Consider the following 17017-nt stretch of genomic DNA (forward strand, 5'->3'; position numbering starts at 1 on the left):
ATTAGCTCGTTGGTAATAAATTCTGTTTAAAATCATTCAGTAAGTCTTGAACAAGCTGAATGCGTTTACGTCGGTCCGCCAATGGTACGCTAAACTTGAACTTAGTTGGACCTTCCATTGCAAATTTTTGCGGCTGTGATTGCAGCAGTTTAACCAAATACGCTGGATTTATGTCAGCATCAGGGTAAAACTCGATAAATCCACCTTTATCATGGGCTTCTATCTTTTTCGCTTTTAGGCTACCAGCCGAAATTTTCAATTCTGAGACAGCAAGTAAGTTCTTCGTCGCGTCTGGAAGCAGTCCAAATCGATCGATAAGTTCCACTTTGAGCTCTGAGAGTTCTTCACCACTCGTAACGCTCGCAATACGTTTGTACATCGACAGTCGTGTATTCACATCCGGGATGTAATCGTCTGGCAAGAGCGCTGGGATTCGCATTTCAACTTCAGTTTGTTCACGAAGCAGCTCGTCCAAAGAAGGTTCTTTACCTTCTTTCAATGCTTGGACTGCTTGTTCCAGCATTTCCATGTACAGTGTAAAACCAACCGATTGAATTTGCCCACTTTGCTCGTCACCAAGCAGCTCACCAGCCCCACGGATTTCCAAGTCGTGAGTTGCTAGAGTAAAGCCTGCGCCTAAGTCTTCCAGTGAAGCAATCGCATCAAGACGCTTGATAGCATCTTTGGTCATGGCTTTTGGATGTGGCGTTAATAAGTAAGCATAGGCTTGATGATGAGAGCGTCCAACACGGCCACGCAATTGGTGCAGTTGCGCTAAACCAAGGTTGTCTGCACGATCCATAATAATGGTATTCGCCGTTGGTACGTCGATACCGGTTTCGATGATCGTTGTACACACCAACACATTAAAGCGCTGATGGTAGAAATCATTCATGATGCGCTCCAGTTCGCGCTCACGCATTTGACCATGTGCCACGGTAATTCGTGCTTCAGGAATAAGCTTTTGCAAGTCTTCCGCGGCTTTCTCGATAGTCTCTACCTGATTGTGCAGGAAGTAAACCTGACCACCACGCATGATTTCACGCAGTACCGCCTCACGGACCACAGATTCTTCTCTTTGACGAACAAAGGTTTTGATGGCTAAACGACGCGCTGGAGGTGTCGCGATGATCGACAGATCGCGCATGCCACTCATGGCCATATTCAGTGTACGTGGAATTGGTGTTGCGGTGAGGGTAAGAATATCCACATCCGCACGCATTGCTTTGACTTTTTCTTTTTGACGAACCCCGAAGCGGTGTTCCTCGTCAACGATCAACAAACCTAAATCTTTGAATTTAATGTCGCTTGAAAGCAGCTTATGCGTACCGACGACAATATCGACTTTACCATCTGCAACGTCTTGCAAAATGACTTTTTGTTCTTTGGCAGACTTAAAGCGAGACAGTACTTCAACTCGGATTGGTAAGTTGGCAAAACGGTCACGGAAGTTTTCGAAATGCTGCTGAGCAAGTAAGGTTGTTGGTACGAGTACGGCGACCTGTTTACTGTTATCCGTTGCGACAAATGCTGCGCGCATAGCGACTTCCGTTTTACCAAAGCCCACGTCACCACACACTAAGCGATCCATCGCTTTTGCTTGGCACATGTCTGACAAGACGGCATTGATGGCCATCGCTTGGTCATCCGTTTCTTCAAATGGGAACGTTGCTTTAAACGTTGCGTATTGCCCACGATCTAGCTCAAATTTGAAGCCCGGTTTTAATTCTCGTTTAGCGTAAACATCCAGCAACTCAGCCGCGACATCACGCACTTTTTCTGCCGCTTTACGACGTGCTTTTGCCCAAGCCTCGCCACCCAATTTATGCAGTGGTGCACTTTCTTCAGCACCGCCTGAATAACGGCTAATAAGGTTTAGTGATGAAACTGGTACGTAGAGCTTGGCATCGTTTTGATACTCAAGGGTGACGTATTCCGTTTTCATGCCACCAGCTTCAAGTGTTTGCAAACCGATGTAGCGGCCAATGCCGTGATCAATATGAACCACGGGTTGACCGGGTTTCAATTCCGCAAGGTGGCGAATAACGGTGTCACTGTTGACTGCTTTCTTATCTTTGCGGCGTCGCTGGATAACGCGGTCACCGAGAAGATCACTTTCACAGATCAGAGCGAAGTTCAGCTCTTCGTGAATGAAACCATGCTCTGCAGCGCCTAAGATCAAACTGAAGCGATCACCCGAATCTAGAGCTTGGTAAAGTGAACCATGTACGACTGGGCGAACTTTGATGCCTTGCAACAGTTCTGTTAGTGCTTCACGACGACCTTCCGACTCTACCGAGAAAACAATTTTGCCGCTGAATTGCTCACTGAATTGACGAAGACGCGAAAGCGGTTCTTTATTTTGTTGCTGAACGCCAAGCTCGGCTAACGATTGTACTGGTAGGTTTTGACGACCAGCACGCTTAACCACTTTCTCTAGGCTCAATTGAGCCATAGGGAGCTGTTTTAGTTGGCTGAAGAGTTCGTCTTTTTTCAGCCAAAGTTGTTCAGGAGTCAAAAGAGGACGTAGTGGATCAACTTTTTTCTGGTCGTACCGATATTCGACATCGGTTAAGAAAGTATCGACCGCAGATTCAATATCACCATATGTGATGACTTGAGAGTCTTCTGGCAAATATTCAAATAAAGTCTCGGTATGGTCAAAAAACAGCGGTTGCCAATACTCAATACCCGCGGGCCAAGTGCCTTTGGTCACTTGCATGTAGATCGACTCTGGCTCTCGGCGTGCTTCAAATTGGGTGCGCCAACGTGTACGAAAATCCTCAATCGCTTCTTTAGTGGTTGGGAACTCATGCGCGGGCAGCAATTGGATTTGCTGAATATCGTCGATAGAGCGTTGGTTCTCTGGATCAAAGGTGCGAATGGTATCTATCTCATCATCAAAGAAGTCGATGCGATACGGGTCATCGCTGCCCATAGGAAAGAGATCCAGAATCGACCCACGGCTCGCGTATTCACCTGGCCCAAATACTTGGTCTACGTGGCGGTAGCCCGAATTTTCAAGTTGTACACGTAGCTTCTCAAGCGAGAGTCGATCACCAGTTTTCACCATTAAAGTGTGTTGCAACAGAAAATCACGTGGCGATTGGCGTTGCAATACTGTACTGACCGGGACGATGGTTATGCCATCACGTTGGCTTGGCAGTTGGTATAGGCGCGCGATACGTTCAGAGATGATTTCTTGATGCGGAGAAAAGTTATCGTAAGGCAGCGTTTCCCAATCAGGGAACAGGCTTACTGTTTGGTCGGTGAATTGTTCAATCTCCGCTTGAAGTTTTAAAGCGATTTGCGGGTCAGGCACGACGAGTAGCGAGTGACTCGAATGCTGCTTGGCTAGCTCAGCAATAGCTAGAGGTAGAGCCGCGCCCGGTAAATTACCTAGCTGTTTTTTGTCGCCACGCTCAGAAGGATTGGTGACGGAAAGAATCGTTGCTTTTGTCATAGGAGTTATTTTTTATCTCGCTCCATCGAGCGCTGACGTAAAAGTTTTTGTTGTTGATATAGTGCCGCTTTTATCAGCAAATCTTGGTCAGATTCACGTAGCATCTTATATCTAAGAGTAATAATGAAATCTTGCTCTGAAGCCTCACATTCTTCTACTTGAGCGTAACCGTAAATCGCTGCAGCAGGATGGTCGAGAAACAGTTTAACACGAACGAGTTGTTGGGCAGATAGCGCTGTATCTGAACGGTAACTGAGTTGGCTGGCGCCAAACTTTGTGGTTTGGTATCGAATGGAGGCGTCATCTTGTTGTGAAAGCATAAAGCTCAACAAGAGGTTAAGTTTCGCGTTTTGCGTATCAAGCAAGTTAATCACATGCTTTAAATCTTTGTTTTTTAGCTCTAGACGTGCATTGTCTGCCAAGATATCTAGATGGCTAAATTCGCTGGCAACAATAAACGGTGCTGGAATTTCGGAGACAAAGGTTTCTTCATCTGGCAAAGCAAAATCCGCACTCAACGTTTCGACGTTGATAGTGAGATTATGATGGACGGTAAAGTATTCTTGCTCTGTCATATAGTCGGTCCTTTTGCCAGCGAGCGCTCCCTGTTCACTCAACAAACAAAGAGAAGTAGGGCACTGATTATCGCTAACTGAATGAAGTTATCAAGTTTACCTGATTTGTCCTTGAACTTTTTGCCCTAAATACAGACTTATTGCATGTCGTTGACAAATTTAGCGATTCTCTTGTCTTCTTAATGAGAAGAGTAAGGTAAGATAATCTGCTAAAGCTTTATATCAAAACAACCAGTTGGTTTGTCTTATATGTATCATCCTATCTCATTATTTATTGGTTTGAGATATCTTCGGGGACGCTCTGGAGATAGGTTCAGCCGATTTGTTTCTTATATGTCGACGGCGGGTATTACGATCGGTGTAATGGCGTTGGTGACGGTTCTTTCTGTGATGAATGGGTTCGAATCGCAGTTAAAAGAGCGCATTTTAGGTGTGCTGCCTCACGCTGTTGTTTCACAACACGATGGAAAAACGCCGTTGACCGAGTCTGCCCCTTCATTTGTTCAAGCGATGTCGAGTGAATCTGAACCGGAGCCTATCGTGCGTGGAGAGGCTGTAATTCAGAGTTCTGCGCAACTGACGGCAGGTTACCTCATTGGCATTGAACCAAAGAAAGGCGACCCGATTAGCAACCATTTGATTGCTGGGCGATTATCGTCACTTCAAGCGGGCGATTACAATGTCTTTTTAGGTCATAGTTTGGCGCGCTCTCTAAAGGTATCAATGGGGGATAAAGTGCGCTTAATGGTGACCAACGCGACGCAGTTTACCCCACTTGGCCGTATTCCTAGCCAGCGCAATTTTACTGTCGCTGGTATTTTCAATACGGGATCGGACGTTGATGGTCAATTAATGATTGTTAACATGACGGATGCATCTAAGCTGATGCGTTTTCCGAAAGACACGGTTTCTGGTTGGCGTGTCTTTTTCTCTGATCCATTTATGGTGACGGATTTTGCTGATCAACCCATGCCTGACGGGTGGCAATGGAGTGATTGGCGCGAACAGCGTGGTGAGCTTTTCCAAGCGGTGAAAATGGAAAAGAACATGATGGGACTCATGCTAGGTCTGATAGTGGGCGTTGCTGCATTCAATATTATCTCCGCCTTAATCATGGTGGTGATGGAGAAGCAATCAGAAGTCGCAATATTGAAAACTCAAGGCATGACTCAATCTCAAGTGATGACCATTTTCATGGTGCAAGGTGCAAGCAGTGGTGTAATTGGCGCGATTGTTGGTGGTGCTGCGGGCGTGATCTTGTCACTTAACCTGAACGCTATTCTTGAATCTGCTGGTGTGGCGCTATTCAGTTTTGGTGGTCATCTACCCATCTTGATTGATTCACTGCAAATTCTTTTAGTGGTGGTGTTGGCGATTGCTCTTAGCCTTGCTGCTACGCTTTATCCTTCTTATCGAGCATCTTCTGTTAAACCTGCTGAGGCACTTCGCTATGAATAAGCTATTAGAATGTCGTGATATTCGTAAAGTCTACCGAGAGGGTTCGTTAGATACGGAAGTGTTGAAAGGCGTAAGTTTCGATATCGACAAAGGGGAGTTGGTTTCTATTGTTGGCTCTTCTGGTTCGGGAAAAAGTACCTTATTGCATATTTTAGGGGCGTTAGATGACGCAACTCATGGTGAAGTTGATTTTCTAGGGCAAAACCTATCGGCTTTAAGTTCGAATAAACAGGCGGCTTTACGCAACAAGCACCTTGGTTTTGTATACCAGTTCCATCACTTGTTAGCTGATTTTACTGCGCTTGAAAACGTGGCGATGCCACTGATGATTGGCGGCGCTAAAGTAGCGGATGCAAAACAGGCGGCTAAAGTGTTGTTAGATAAAGTTGGTTTGAGTCATCGGATGCAACACAGGCCTTCTGAGTTATCGGGCGGTGAGCGTCAACGTGTTGCGATTGCGCGTGCATTGGTGAATAAGCCTGATCTGGTTTTGGCCGATGAACCTACGGGGAACTTAGATCACAATACGGCACTGTCTATCTATGATTTGATGCGCGAGCTCAATAAAGAGTCAAACATTGCATTTTTGGTTGTCACGCATGACAAAGAGCTGGCAGCGAAAATGGATCGTCAAATGCACATGCAAGATGGTTTGCTCGTAGATCGTTTTGTGACTGATACTGCGTCTGCGGAGGGCTAATTTTGTTTTCATCTTTAGCATTGATGATTGGTGGTCGCTTCAGTCGAGCGAAAAAGCGCAACAAGATGGTGTCTTTCATTTCGCTTTCTTCAACGATTGGTATTGCGGTTGGTGTAGCCGTGATCATTATCGGTCTTTCTGCAATGAATGGCTTTGAGCGCGAGCTGCAATCGCGTGTGTTGTCAGTTATTCCACACGGTGAGTTGGAAGGCGTTAATGGTCCGCTTCATAACTACACCAAAACGATGAATCAAGCCCTAAACCATGAAGATGTTGTTGCGGCAGCGCCGTACGTTCGTTTTACGGGGTTAGCAGAAAAAGGCAGTAAGCTAAAAGCGATAGAAGTTCGTGGCGTAGAGCCTACTTTCGAGCAAGCGGTGTCGAGCTTATCGAATTTTATTGACCAAGAAGCTTGGCAAAACTTTTATGCCGGTCAGAAGCAAGTGATCTTAGGCCGAGGTGTTGCAAACGAGCTAAATGTCGCAGTGGGGGATTACATTACGTTGATGATTCCGCAAACAGGCGGCGCAAACAAAGTGCAGGCTCCCAAGCGTGTGCGCGTGAAGGTGTCTGGGTTCTTAACGTTGAATGGCCAAATAGACCATTCTTTAGCGTTAGTGCCATTAGCGGATGCTCAGCAATACGCGAGGTTAGGGGAAGGGGTCACTGGCATTTCACTAAAAACGGATGATGTTCTCAATGCGCCTTCTATTGTTCGTGAGGTAGGTAGCATGGTGGATGTTTACGTGTATTTGAAAAGCTGGCAGCAAAAGTTTGGTTTTTTGTATCGCGACATTCAGCTCGTACGCACCATTATGTACTTGGTGATGGTACTCGTGATTGGTGTGGCATGTTTTAACATTGTGTCTACGCTGATGATGGCAGTGAAAGATCGAGCCGCAGAAATTGCAATTTTGCGAACAATGGGAGCAAAAGATAGCCTAATCAAACGTATCTTTGTTTGGCAAGGCGTGTTCTCTGGTGTATTTGGCAGTCTCGTCGGCAGTGTTATTGGTGTCTTAGTGGCGTTAAACCTGACTCCGTTAATTAAAGGGTTAGAGAGCTTAATCGGTCATCAGTTTTTATCGGGTGATATTTACTTCGTCGACTTCTTACCATCACAGTTACACTGGCCAGACGTAGCATTGGTGTCGGTGACGGCGATCGTTTTGAGTTTGCTTGCAACGTGGTATCCCGCTTCTCGCGCCGCGAAGTTAAATCCGGCAGCGGTGCTGAGTTCTAAATAACCAACCGTTTTACAATACGAGAAAAGCAAAAAGGACCGAATTCGGTCCTTTTTTGTATTTATCCAACTTGAGCGACATCGTGTTTCATTCTAACTGTTAGGTGCCCCTCAACTGATAGCGCAAATGCTGATTTTTATGCAGTAACGTCTTATCTTATTTTGCGTTTTTGCCAGCTCCGAACCACTGAGTAGCGCCAAAGTCCTCTAATGCCGAAGTAGCCAATAATCGCGGATATGACACCACAGATAGCACAGCCTAATAAGAATGGAGGGCCAATAGTGCTCATCTGTTGCATGATGAATTCCCACGAAAGTTCAAAGTGGAAAGGTTGCGGAGGAACATGCATCACTAAAGCGCCAAGCTTATACGCAAAATAAAATAACACAGGCATGGTGATGGGGTTGCTTATCCATACCAAAGCGACGGAGAGAGGTAAATTGACGCCAAGCATGATTGCCAAACCTGCAGCCATGATCATTTGGCTTGGTAGCGGAACAAATGCCATAAATAACCCGACAGCAAAAGCCCCAGACGCCGAGCGCCGATTTAAACACCACAAGTTCGGGTTGTACAACACATTGCCGAAGACCTTCAATGCTTTTTGGCGTTTGATCAATTCATGATCTGGCATGAAGCGTTTTATCAGCTTTCTAGGCATAGGACAGCATGACTCTCTCAGAAAAAAGTTGGACCTTGGCGTTATTTGTAGCGAGCGTAATTTCGTCAGCTTGGTGGCCGACAATACCAGATTGGCGTTGGCTGCTGCTGGGAATAATAACCACTGGCTCAATAATCAAATTACGTCGTGGCTTAATTAGCATAGGCGCAATTGCGGGCTTTATGGTTGTCATCGTCCACGGCAATGTATTGGAGTCTCAGAGACAAGCCCTTTTTCAAGCAGGGGAGAATATTACCATAATTGGTAAAGTTGACAGCCCTTTTACGCAAATAAGTCACGGATATGAAGGCATTGTGGCTCTAAAAAAGGTAAATTCTCAAACTCTGTTACCTTTTCTTAAACCTAAAATCCGTCTTATTACGCCTTTTCCACTCGATGTTAACAGTGAGTTTACGACATCCGTCTCGTTAAAGCCGATTACAGGCCTACGCAACGAAGCTGGTTTTGACGCCGAAAAGCACGCAATGGGTAAAAGTATTATCGCACGCGGTGTTGTTAACAAGGATGTTACCTGGATTATTCGTTCTACTACATCTTTGCGCCAAGCCATTATCGCTGATGTTTCGGAGGATGTGTCCTCCCTTCATCATTTCTCGTTAATAAATGCGTTAGTTTTTGCCGATCGCTCTTGGTTATCTAAGGAGGATTGGCAAGCACTCAGAGACAGTGGTTTACTGCACTTGGTCTCGATTTCGGGCTTACATATTGGTATGGCGTTCACTTTTGGGCTAGTGGTGGGCGGTGCCATTCGTTATGCGTTACCTCAATACCAGCTATTGCCTAGCTTATGTGGGCTGATGTTTGCCGTTGCCTATGCTTGGTTAGCGGACTTCTCATTACCGACTACCCGCGCGGTGTCGGTATGTGTTATTTACGTCGTTCTCAAATATACCTTAGTGCACTGGGCTTCCTGGCGGGTACTTTTGCTCGCGGTAGCGCTACAACTGCTTGTTCAACCTTTTGCATCGTATAGCATGAGTTTTTGGTTATCGTATTTGTCAGTTTGCGCAGTGTTGTTCGCAATCAATTTGATTCGGCATCAAAACGGGGGCTGGAAGGCGAAGTTAAAAGTGTTATTGCTTACTCAATTGATGTTGAGTGTGTTAATCGTGCCTATTAGTGGCTATTACTTTTCTGGTTTCAGTTTGTCATCAATTGCATACAACTTGGCGTTTATTCCTTGGTTCGGATTTATCGTTGTGCCTTTGATGTTTCTGGCCCTGTTCTCATCTTTATTTCTTGAAATGATAGCAAAGCCTCTGTGGCAGTTGGTGGACTGGTCATTGCAGCCATTGAGCACGTCAATACAGTACGCGATAGGCTCCTGGCAACCCATTAGTATAGAAATGACAGGGTTGATTCTGACGGGAATTGCTTGCTTGGTGTTTCAACGATTCATGTTTCAGTACGCGTGGTGTTTGTTACTTGGCATTGTAATTAGTATTAAGCTCACATCGGAATATGGTCAGCAACATTGGCGCATTGATGTACTAGATGTGGGCCATGGCCTTGCGGTGATTGTAGAAAAAGGCGATAAAGTGTTGCTCTATGACACAGGTAAAGCATGGCAAAATGGCAGTATTGCGGAGCAGGTCGTCACTCCGGTCTTGCATCAACGAGGTTATGAAAGCATCGATACGATGATCCTCAGCCATTCCGACAATGACCATGCAGGAGGGCGCTTGTTCATTGAAGATGCCTTTTCGCCACAGCGCAAACTCAGTAGCCAAAACTTTATCGGATATGAGTCTTGTACTCGCGGCGATCATTGGAAATGGCAAGGGTTAAATATAGAAGTACTTTGGCCTCCTGCTCTTGTTCAACGTGCATATAATCCGCACTCCTGTGTACTACGTCTTACCGACCCTATTTCTACGTTCAGTATGCTTTTTACTGGTGATATTGAGACCATTAGCGAGTGGATCTTGCTCAGGGAGCCTGAAAAGTTAAAAAGTGATGTGATGTTGGTCCCTCATCATGGTAGTAAAAGTTCGTCGAATCCTCGCTTTATTGAAGCGGTAAACCCGAGTGTGGCCGTTGCTTCTTTGGCAAAAAATAATCAATGGGGAATGCCGGCAGAACATGTTGTTACAGCATATCGCAAGCTTGACATTACTTGGCTTGATACTGGGGAATATGGTCAGGTAAGCTTCTCTATTCACCGTGATAATTGGCGCTCAGAAACCAAACGTAGCGATACATTTGAGCCTTGGTATAGGCAGATGCTGCGTAAGGGAGTAGAATGAGAGTCTTAATGTAAGAAAATAAAGCACTTCTATGTCGATAAATACTGATGAAACGACTTGGCAGACGTTTAAGCGTCTATGGCAATTTATTCGCCTTTACAAGTCAGGTCTTGTCGTTGCAGTCATTGCATTAGTTATTAATGCTATATCAGATACCTATATGATTTCCCTATTAAAACCATTACTAGATGAAGGTTTTGGGAACGCTGAATCTGATTTTCTACGCACGCTTCCATTGATTATTTTTGCCATGATGTTTGTCCGTGGCATAAGTGGATTTGTCTCCACATACTGTTTGAGCTGGGTATCCGGCAATGTGGTTATGCAAGTCCGCCGTATGGTATTCAATCACTTTATGCATATGCCTGTGTCTTACTTCGATAAGGAAAAGACGGGCAATTTATTGTCACGTATTACCTACGATTCAGAGCAAGTATCTGCGGCAACCAGCCAAGCGTTAGTGAGCATCGTTCGTGAAGGTGCAAGTATCATTGGCCTGTTAGTCCTGATGTTTTACAACAGCTGGCAGTTGTCGTTAGTGCTGTTTGCTGTTGCTCCCGTTGTCGCGTGGGGTATTGGTGTCGTTTCTAAACGTTTTAGAAAAATATCCAAAAATATGCAGACAATGATGGGCAACGTGACTGCGTCAGCAGAGCAGATGCTTAAAGGCCATAAAGTCGTGCTGAGCTACGGCGGCCAGGATATCGAGCGTCAACGATTTGAGAAGGTCAGCAACCAAATGCGTCAACAAAGCATGAAGTTGGTGACAGCTCAAGCGGCGGCTAACCCTATCATCCAAATGATTGCGTCACTTGCTATTGTTGCCGTTCTTTACTTAGCAAGTATTGACTCGATTAAAGAGCAACTGACTCCAGGTACATTTACCGTTGTCTTCTCTGCGATGTTTGGTTTGATGCGTCCGCTTAAAGCGCTTACTAACGTTACCTCTCAGTTCCAACGTGGTATGGCTGCGAGCCAAACACTCTTTGCGTTGATTGACCTTGAGCCCGAGAAAAACGAAGGTAAGTTGACAGTTGAACGCGCAAATGGCGATGTTTCAGTTAAAAACGTAAGCTTTACTTATACTGGCGCAGAAAAGCCAGCATTGGAAAATGTCAGCTTCGATATTCCAAGAGGGAAGACCGTTGCGCTGGTTGGTCGTTCCGGTTCCGGTAAAAGTACCATCGCGAACTTGTTCAATCGTTTCTATGATGTTGATAGTGGCTCCATCACATTAGACGGACATGATATTCGTGAATACGAGCTAAAGAACTTGCGTCAGCAGTTTGCGCTAGTATCACAAAATGTTCATTTATTTAATGACACGATTGCAAACAATATTGCTTACGCAACGGATGGAAAATACGAGCGCAGTGATATCGAGAAAGCGGCAAAACTCGCGCATGCTATGGAATTCATCAGCAAAATGGATGATGGGCTTGATACCATGATTGGTGAAAATGGCGCGAGTCTATCTGGCGGTCAACGTCAACGTGTCGCTATTGCACGTGCTCTATTGCGTGATGCACCGGTATTGATTCTTGATGAGGCGACCTCTGCTTTGGATACAGAATCCGAACGCGCTATCCAAGCTGCATTAGATGAGCTGCAGAAAGACAAAACGGTACTCGTGATTGCGCACCGCTTATCCACAATCGAGAAAGCCGATGAAATTCTTGTGGTTGATGATGGCGCCATCATTGAGCGTGGCAACCACGCCGATCTTATTGCAAAAAATGGTGCGTATGCACAATTGCACCGTATTCAGTTTGGTGAATAGACGCGGTGGTTGAAAAAATCTGGTTTGAAAACCATCCAATAAAATACCTCTTGTGGCCGCTTTTGTGGCCACTGAGTGTATTATTTGGAGCAATAAGTAAGTCTAAGCGAAAGCAATATCAAACAGGCCGTAAGCAAGCCTACAACGCGCCTATCCCTGTTATTGTTGTCGGCAATATCACAGCTGGTGGTAATGGCAAAACACCAGTTGTGGTTTGGCTTGTTGAGCAACTGCAACAGCTTGGGCTTAAGCCAGGGGTCGTTTCTCGTGGCTATGGAGCAAAAGCTCCTGCCTATCCGTTAGTGCTAAAAGAAGATACGCCTGCGAAACATTGTGGTGATGAGCCTAAGTTGATTCATCGCCGCACAGGAGCGCCTGTTGCGGTAGACCCGGTGCGTTCAAATGCAGTGAAAGCACTGCTTGAGTCAGGTGTGGATATCATTATTACGGACGATGGGTTACAACATTATGCGTTAGGCCGTGATATTGAGTTAGTGATTGTGGATGGGAATCGCCGATTTGGGAATGAAAGCCTTATTCCGCTTGGCCCACTTCGTGAAGGGGTCGAGCGTCTTGCTGAAGTCGACTTTATCATCACCAATGGCGGTCAAGCACATACGGGCGAAATCGCAATGACTTTAGCGCCATCTAAAGCCATTAACCTCAAGACTAAGCAACTTGTGGAAGTTTCTGAGTTAAAAGAGCTAGTGGCATTTGCAGGGATTGGGCATCCACCACGATTTTTTCATACACTAAACTCGATGAACGCAGATGTTAAAGTCACAAAAGGTTTTGCTGACCATCAAGACTTTGACCAACAAGAATTAGAAGCATTGGCTCAACAAGGGGCCAATGTGATTATGACCGAGAAAGATGCTGTCAAGTGCAGCCATTATGCGCAAGATAATTGGTGGTATCTGCCTGTATCTGCCCAGTTTGAACCAAACGATGCAGAGCAAATTTTAAATAGAATAAAAGAGGTTAAAGCGGCTTATGGATCACCGTCTGCTTGAGATTGTAGCTTGCCCTGTTTGCAAAGGTAAGCTGACGTACGATAAAGAGAATCAAGAGTTGATCTGCAAATTGGATCGCCTCGCTTACCCGATCAAAGAGGGTATTCCCGTTCTGCTCGAGCCTGAGGCTCGTACTATGAGTATGGATGAGGGACGCTAATGTCTTTTACGGTTGTCATTCCTTCGCGTTACGCATCGAGCCGCTTGCCTGGTAAACCGTTAGCGGATATTGGCGGTAAGCCTATGGTTCAGTGGGTTTACGAGCAAGCGCTACAAGCGGGTGCGGAAGATGTTATCGTGGCAACTGATGACGAGCGTGTTGCTGATGCTGTCTCGTCGTTTGGTGGTAAAGTCTGTATGACCTCTCCTAACCACGAATCAGGTACTGAACGCCTTGCTGAAGTTGTTGAAAAGATGGCTATTCCTGCAGACCACATTATTGTTAATGTGCAAGGGGACGAGCCTTTGATTCCACCGTCTATCATTCGTCAGGTTGCTGATAACTTATCGGGGTGTGATGCTCCGATGGCGACATTAGCCGTAGAAATAGACTCGGAAGAAGAAGTGTTCAATCCGAATGCAGTTAAAGTTGTGGCTAATGAGCAAGGCTATGCGATGTACTTTAGCCGAGCAACTATCCCTTGGGATCGCGATAACTTTGCCAAACAAGACAAAATCATTGCCAATCCATTAATGCGTCATATTGGTATTTATGCTTATCGAGCTGGTTTCATTAATACGTATGTAAACTGGGCTCCGAGCGCATTGGAGCAGATCGAGTGCCTTGAGCAACTACGAGTGCTTTGGTACGGTGAAAAAATTCATGTAGCGGTAGCGAAAGAAGCGCCAGCAACCGGCGTTGATACGCCAGAAGATCTAGAGGCGGTGCGCGCTATTGTGGCGAAGCAAGCATAACTAAAGGTCACATTGAATTAAGAACGAGAAAGGCTCCTGAATTAGGAGCCTTTTTATTGCTTATATCCAAGTATTAGTTAGATGTTTGTGTCATATTGGTTCCGTTTAGGGCAGGTCGCTAAGACTTCTCGGTGACCTGTGTCTTTTACTTCTTGCAGAATGACATCAAATCCCCACAATCGGTATACGTGTTTCAGAACTTCTTCGTAACTGTCATCAAGCGGGATTCGGTTATGAGGTACGTATTGCAACGTGAGTGAGCGGTCCCCACGAACATCGACATTAAATACCTGAATGTTTGGCTCAAGGTTAGATAAGTTGTACTGAGCGGCTAAGGTTTCTCTAATGCGTTTATAACCCATCTCATCATGTATCGCGGCGACTTCAATAAAGTTTTTGTGGTCATCATCGTTGATCGCAAACAGCTTGAAATCACGCATTAATTTCGGAGAAAGGTATTGGCTAATGAAGCTTTCATCTTTGAAATTATGCATCGCGAAATGTACCGCATCTAACCAATCGGTTCCTGCCAAATCCGGAAACCACTCCTTGTCCTCATCAGTTGGTTCTTCACAGATACGTTTAATATCCCGGAACATTGCAAAGCCCAAGGCGTATGGATTAATACCATTAAAGTAAGGGCTATTATAAGGCGGTTGAGCTACCACACTGGTATGGCTATGTAAGAACTCTAGTATGAACTTTTCGGATACCAAACCCTCATCGTAAAGATGGTTGAGAATGGTGTAATGCCAGAATGTTGCCCAGCCTTCGTTCATGACCTGCGTTTGTTTTTGCGGATAAAAATACTGACTGATTTTGCGTACAATCCGCACGACTTCACGTTGCCACGGCTCTAGTAGCGGGGCATGCTTTTCGAAAAAGTAGAGCAAGTTTTCCTGAGGCTCGCTTGGGAAACGCTCTTTAAGATCTTCCTCTTTGGTTTTGGCTCTTGGTACTGTGCGCCACAATTCATTCACTTGAGACTGTAAGTATGCCTCGCGTTCTTCTTGTCGCGCTTTCTCTTCGGTAATGGAGATTTTCTCTGGTCGCTTGTAACGATCTACACCAAAGTTCATTAAGGCGTGGCAGGAGTCGAGCAGTTTTTCCACTTCCTGTACCCCATACCGCTCCTCACATTCAGCTAAATACTTTTTGGCAAACAGCAAATAATCGATGATGGAGCTAGCGTCCGTCCAGGTTTGGAACAGATAATTACCTTTGAAGAAAGAATTGTGCCCGTAACAAGCGTGAGCAATCACCAGCGCTTGCATTGTCACGGTGTTTTCTTCCATCAAATAGGCGATACACGGATTGGAGTTAATGACAATCTCGTAAGCTAACCCCATTTGACCATGCTTATAGTTCTGTTCCGTTTGGATGAACTTTTTACCAAACGACCAGTGATTGTAATTGATGGGCATACCAATACTTGAGTAGGCATCCATCATTTGTTCGGAAGTAATCACTTCTATCTGGTTAGGGTAAGTGTCTAGGCGATAGTGTTGTGCGACACGCTTAATCTCTTTGTGGTAGCGTTCCAACAGCTCAAATGTCCAATCCGGTCCATCTGGCAGCATTTTACTATTACGCTTCTTAGGCGCCTCTCCTGAGAGGTTTTTCGTTGCGGTACTCATCGCTAGCCTCCTTACGCCGTTTCTTTTTGGAATAGTTCACGGAAAACTGGGAAAATATCCTCCACAGAGCGAATGTTTTTCATTGCGAAGTTCGGAAATTCATCGGTGAGTTTTTCGTACTCATGCCATAGAGTTTGGTGCGAGCGTCGTGTGATCTCTATGTAGGAGTAGTACTGACAGTTTGGCAGTAGTTTGTTCACTAACAGATCGCGGCATCTTGGCGAGTCATCTGCCCAGTTATCGCCATCGGATGCTTGCGCAGCATAAATGTTCCATTGTCCAATTGGATAGCGCTCTTTTACGATTTCGTCCATCAGTTTCAATGCGCTGGATACAATGGTGCCCCCGGTCTCTTGCGAGTAGAAGAACTCGTGCTCGTCCACTTCTTTCGCTTGGGTGTGGTGGCGAATAAAGACAACGTCTACATTCTCGTAAGTACGAGTTAAGAACAGGTATAACAGAACGTAAAAACGTTTTGCGATGTCTTTCGTTGCTTGATCCATCGAGCCCGATACGTCCATCAAACAAAACATCACAGCTTGACTAGATGGTACAGGGCGTTTTTCATAGTTTTTAAAGCGTAAGTCGAAGGTGTCAATAAATGGAACCCCCTCAATTTTCTTACGCAGCTCTTCAATTTCAGCCTTCAAGCGGTTCTCTTCAAACTGCTGAGCGGGTTCAATGTTTTTGATACGAGCAAGTTCATCTTCTAGCTCTTTGAGAAGGCGTTTCTTACCTGCGGTCATTGCCGTACGTCGTGCAAGAGATTGTTGTAGCGAACGTACTACTGCAATGTTTGAAGGGATACCAGCAGTTTGAAAGCCTGCGCGGTGCGTTTTCCATTCAGTAATTTTGGCAATTTGGTTTTTTTCTAGATTAGGCAGCTCGAGATCTTCGAACAAAATATCGAGGTACTCATCTTTTGATATTTGGAATACAAATTCGTCTTGGCCTTCTCCATCTGGACTGGCATTGCCTTCTCCCGAGCCACTACCTTGACCGCCACCTTTGGGACGCTCAATTTTATCACCAGTAATGAATTGGTCATTGCCGGGATGAACTCGTTCGCGAACACCACCTTTGCCTTGATGAAAGATCGGCTCATTGATGTCTTTGTGAGGGATAGAGACGTCTTCGCCCGTTTCCGTATTCGTAATCGAGCGTCGATTCACTGCGTCTGCTACCGACTCTTTTATTTGCTCTTTGTGGCGCTTCAAGAAGCGCTGTCGATTAACAGCGCTCTTGTTCTTGCCATTGAGCCTTCGGTCTATAAATTGCGCCATGAAATAGCCCTCTTCATGTTT

General features: G+C 45.4%; 13 protein-coding genes. 8 read left to right on the forward strand and 5 right to left on the reverse strand.

Annotated features, from left to right (window positions below):
- Window position 1: 1 nt before the first annotated feature.
- Together mfd and L3V32_RS02145 are read right to left on the reverse strand one after the other, a co-directional pair.
- A complete protein-coding gene (gene mfd / locus L3V32_RS02140) occupies window positions 2–3463 on the reverse strand; it encodes a transcription-repair coupling factor (protein WP_237283736.1) in 3462 nt (1153 codons plus the stop codon).
- 5 nt (window positions 3464–3468) lie between these two features.
- Window positions 3469–4038 carry a PilZ domain-containing protein gene (locus L3V32_RS02145; RefSeq protein ID WP_237283737.1) on the reverse strand — a complete coding sequence of 190 codons (570 nt, stop codon included), beginning with the start codon at window positions 4036–4038 and terminating at the stop codon, window positions 3469–3471.
- A gap of 249 nt (window positions 4039–4287) precedes the next feature.
- Here L3V32_RS02145 and lolC point away from each other — a divergent pair, with 249 nt between their 5' ends.
- From lolC to lolE, 3 genes are read left to right on the forward strand one after another with little or no spacing between them, the layout of a single operon-like run.
- A complete protein-coding gene (lolC, locus tag L3V32_RS02150) occupies window positions 4288–5496 on the forward strand; it encodes a lipoprotein-releasing ABC transporter permease subunit LolC (protein ID WP_065645406.1) in 1209 nt (402 codons plus the stop codon).
- Window positions 5489–6196 (forward strand): lipoprotein-releasing ABC transporter ATP-binding protein LolD, encoded by a 708-nt coding sequence (lolD, locus tag L3V32_RS02155; RefSeq protein ID WP_237283738.1) that lies wholly within the window; start codon window positions 5489–5491, stop codon window positions 6194–6196. The genes lolC and lolD overlap by 8 nt, the downstream gene beginning before the upstream one ends.
- A gap of 2 nt (window positions 6197–6198) precedes the next feature.
- Window positions 6199–7443: a lipoprotein-releasing ABC transporter permease subunit LolE gene (gene lolE, locus L3V32_RS02160; protein WP_048626175.1), complete on the forward strand. Its 1245-nt coding sequence runs from the start codon at window positions 6199–6201 to the stop codon at window positions 7441–7443.
- Between the two features lie 148 nt (window positions 7444–7591).
- Here lolE and L3V32_RS02165 read toward each other — a convergent pair whose 3' ends face one another.
- Window positions 7592–8101: a DUF2062 domain-containing protein gene (locus L3V32_RS02165; RefSeq protein ID WP_006742150.1), complete on the reverse strand. Its 510-nt coding sequence runs from the start codon at window positions 8099–8101 to the stop codon at window positions 7592–7594.
- An 8-nt stretch (window positions 8102–8109) separates the two neighbouring features.
- Between L3V32_RS02165 and L3V32_RS02170 the strand changes: the two genes are divergently transcribed.
- The 5 genes from L3V32_RS02170 to kdsB are packed head-to-tail and all read left to right on the forward strand — an operon-like array spanning window position 8110 to window position 14076.
- Window positions 8110–10368, forward strand: coding sequence for a DNA internalization-related competence protein ComEC/Rec2 (locus tag L3V32_RS02170; RefSeq protein WP_237283739.1), 2259 nt, complete (start codon window positions 8110–8112; stop codon window positions 10366–10368).
- A gap of 31 nt (window positions 10369–10399) precedes the next feature.
- Entirely contained in the window at window positions 10400–12148 is a 1749-nt protein-coding gene (gene msbA, locus L3V32_RS02175) for a lipid A ABC transporter ATP-binding protein/permease MsbA (RefSeq protein WP_006742148.1), read from the forward strand.
- Window positions 12149–12153: 5 nt separating this feature from the next.
- Window positions 12154–13161 carry a tetraacyldisaccharide 4'-kinase gene (gene lpxK / locus L3V32_RS02180; RefSeq protein WP_006742147.1) on the forward strand — a complete coding sequence of 336 codons (1008 nt, stop codon included), beginning with the start codon at window positions 12154–12156 and terminating at the stop codon, window positions 13159–13161.
- Window positions 13142–13321: a Trm112 family protein gene (locus L3V32_RS02185; RefSeq protein ID WP_005390649.1), complete on the forward strand. Its 180-nt coding sequence runs from the start codon at window positions 13142–13144 to the stop codon at window positions 13319–13321. Before lpxK ends, L3V32_RS02185 begins: the two co-directional genes overlap by 20 nt.
- On the forward strand, window positions 13321–14076 hold the full coding sequence (gene kdsB, locus L3V32_RS02190; protein ID WP_237283740.1) for a 3-deoxy-manno-octulosonate cytidylyltransferase: 756 nt from the start codon (window positions 13321–13323) through the stop codon (window positions 14074–14076). The genes L3V32_RS02185 and kdsB overlap by 1 nt, the downstream gene beginning before the upstream one ends.
- Before the next feature lie 77 nt (window positions 14077–14153).
- On the opposite strand, the gene L3V32_RS02195 is transcribed toward kdsB, so the two are convergent.
- Together L3V32_RS02195 and L3V32_RS02200 are read right to left on the reverse strand one after the other, a co-directional pair.
- Window positions 14154–15713, reverse strand: a complete 1560-nt coding sequence (locus L3V32_RS02195; RefSeq protein ID WP_006742146.1) for a SpoVR family protein — start codon at window positions 15711–15713, stop codon at window positions 14154–14156.
- Between the two features lie 11 nt (window positions 15714–15724).
- Window positions 15725–16996 carry a YeaH/YhbH family protein gene (locus tag L3V32_RS02200; protein WP_005390656.1) on the reverse strand — a complete coding sequence of 424 codons (1272 nt, stop codon included), beginning with the start codon at window positions 16994–16996 and terminating at the stop codon, window positions 15725–15727.
- Window positions 16997–17017 lie beyond the last annotated feature (21 nt).

It is taken from the genome of Vibrio sp. J2-4 (genome assembly GCF_021728155.1).
Lineage (GTDB): Bacteria > Pseudomonadota > Gammaproteobacteria > Enterobacterales > Vibrionaceae > Vibrio > Vibrio diabolicus.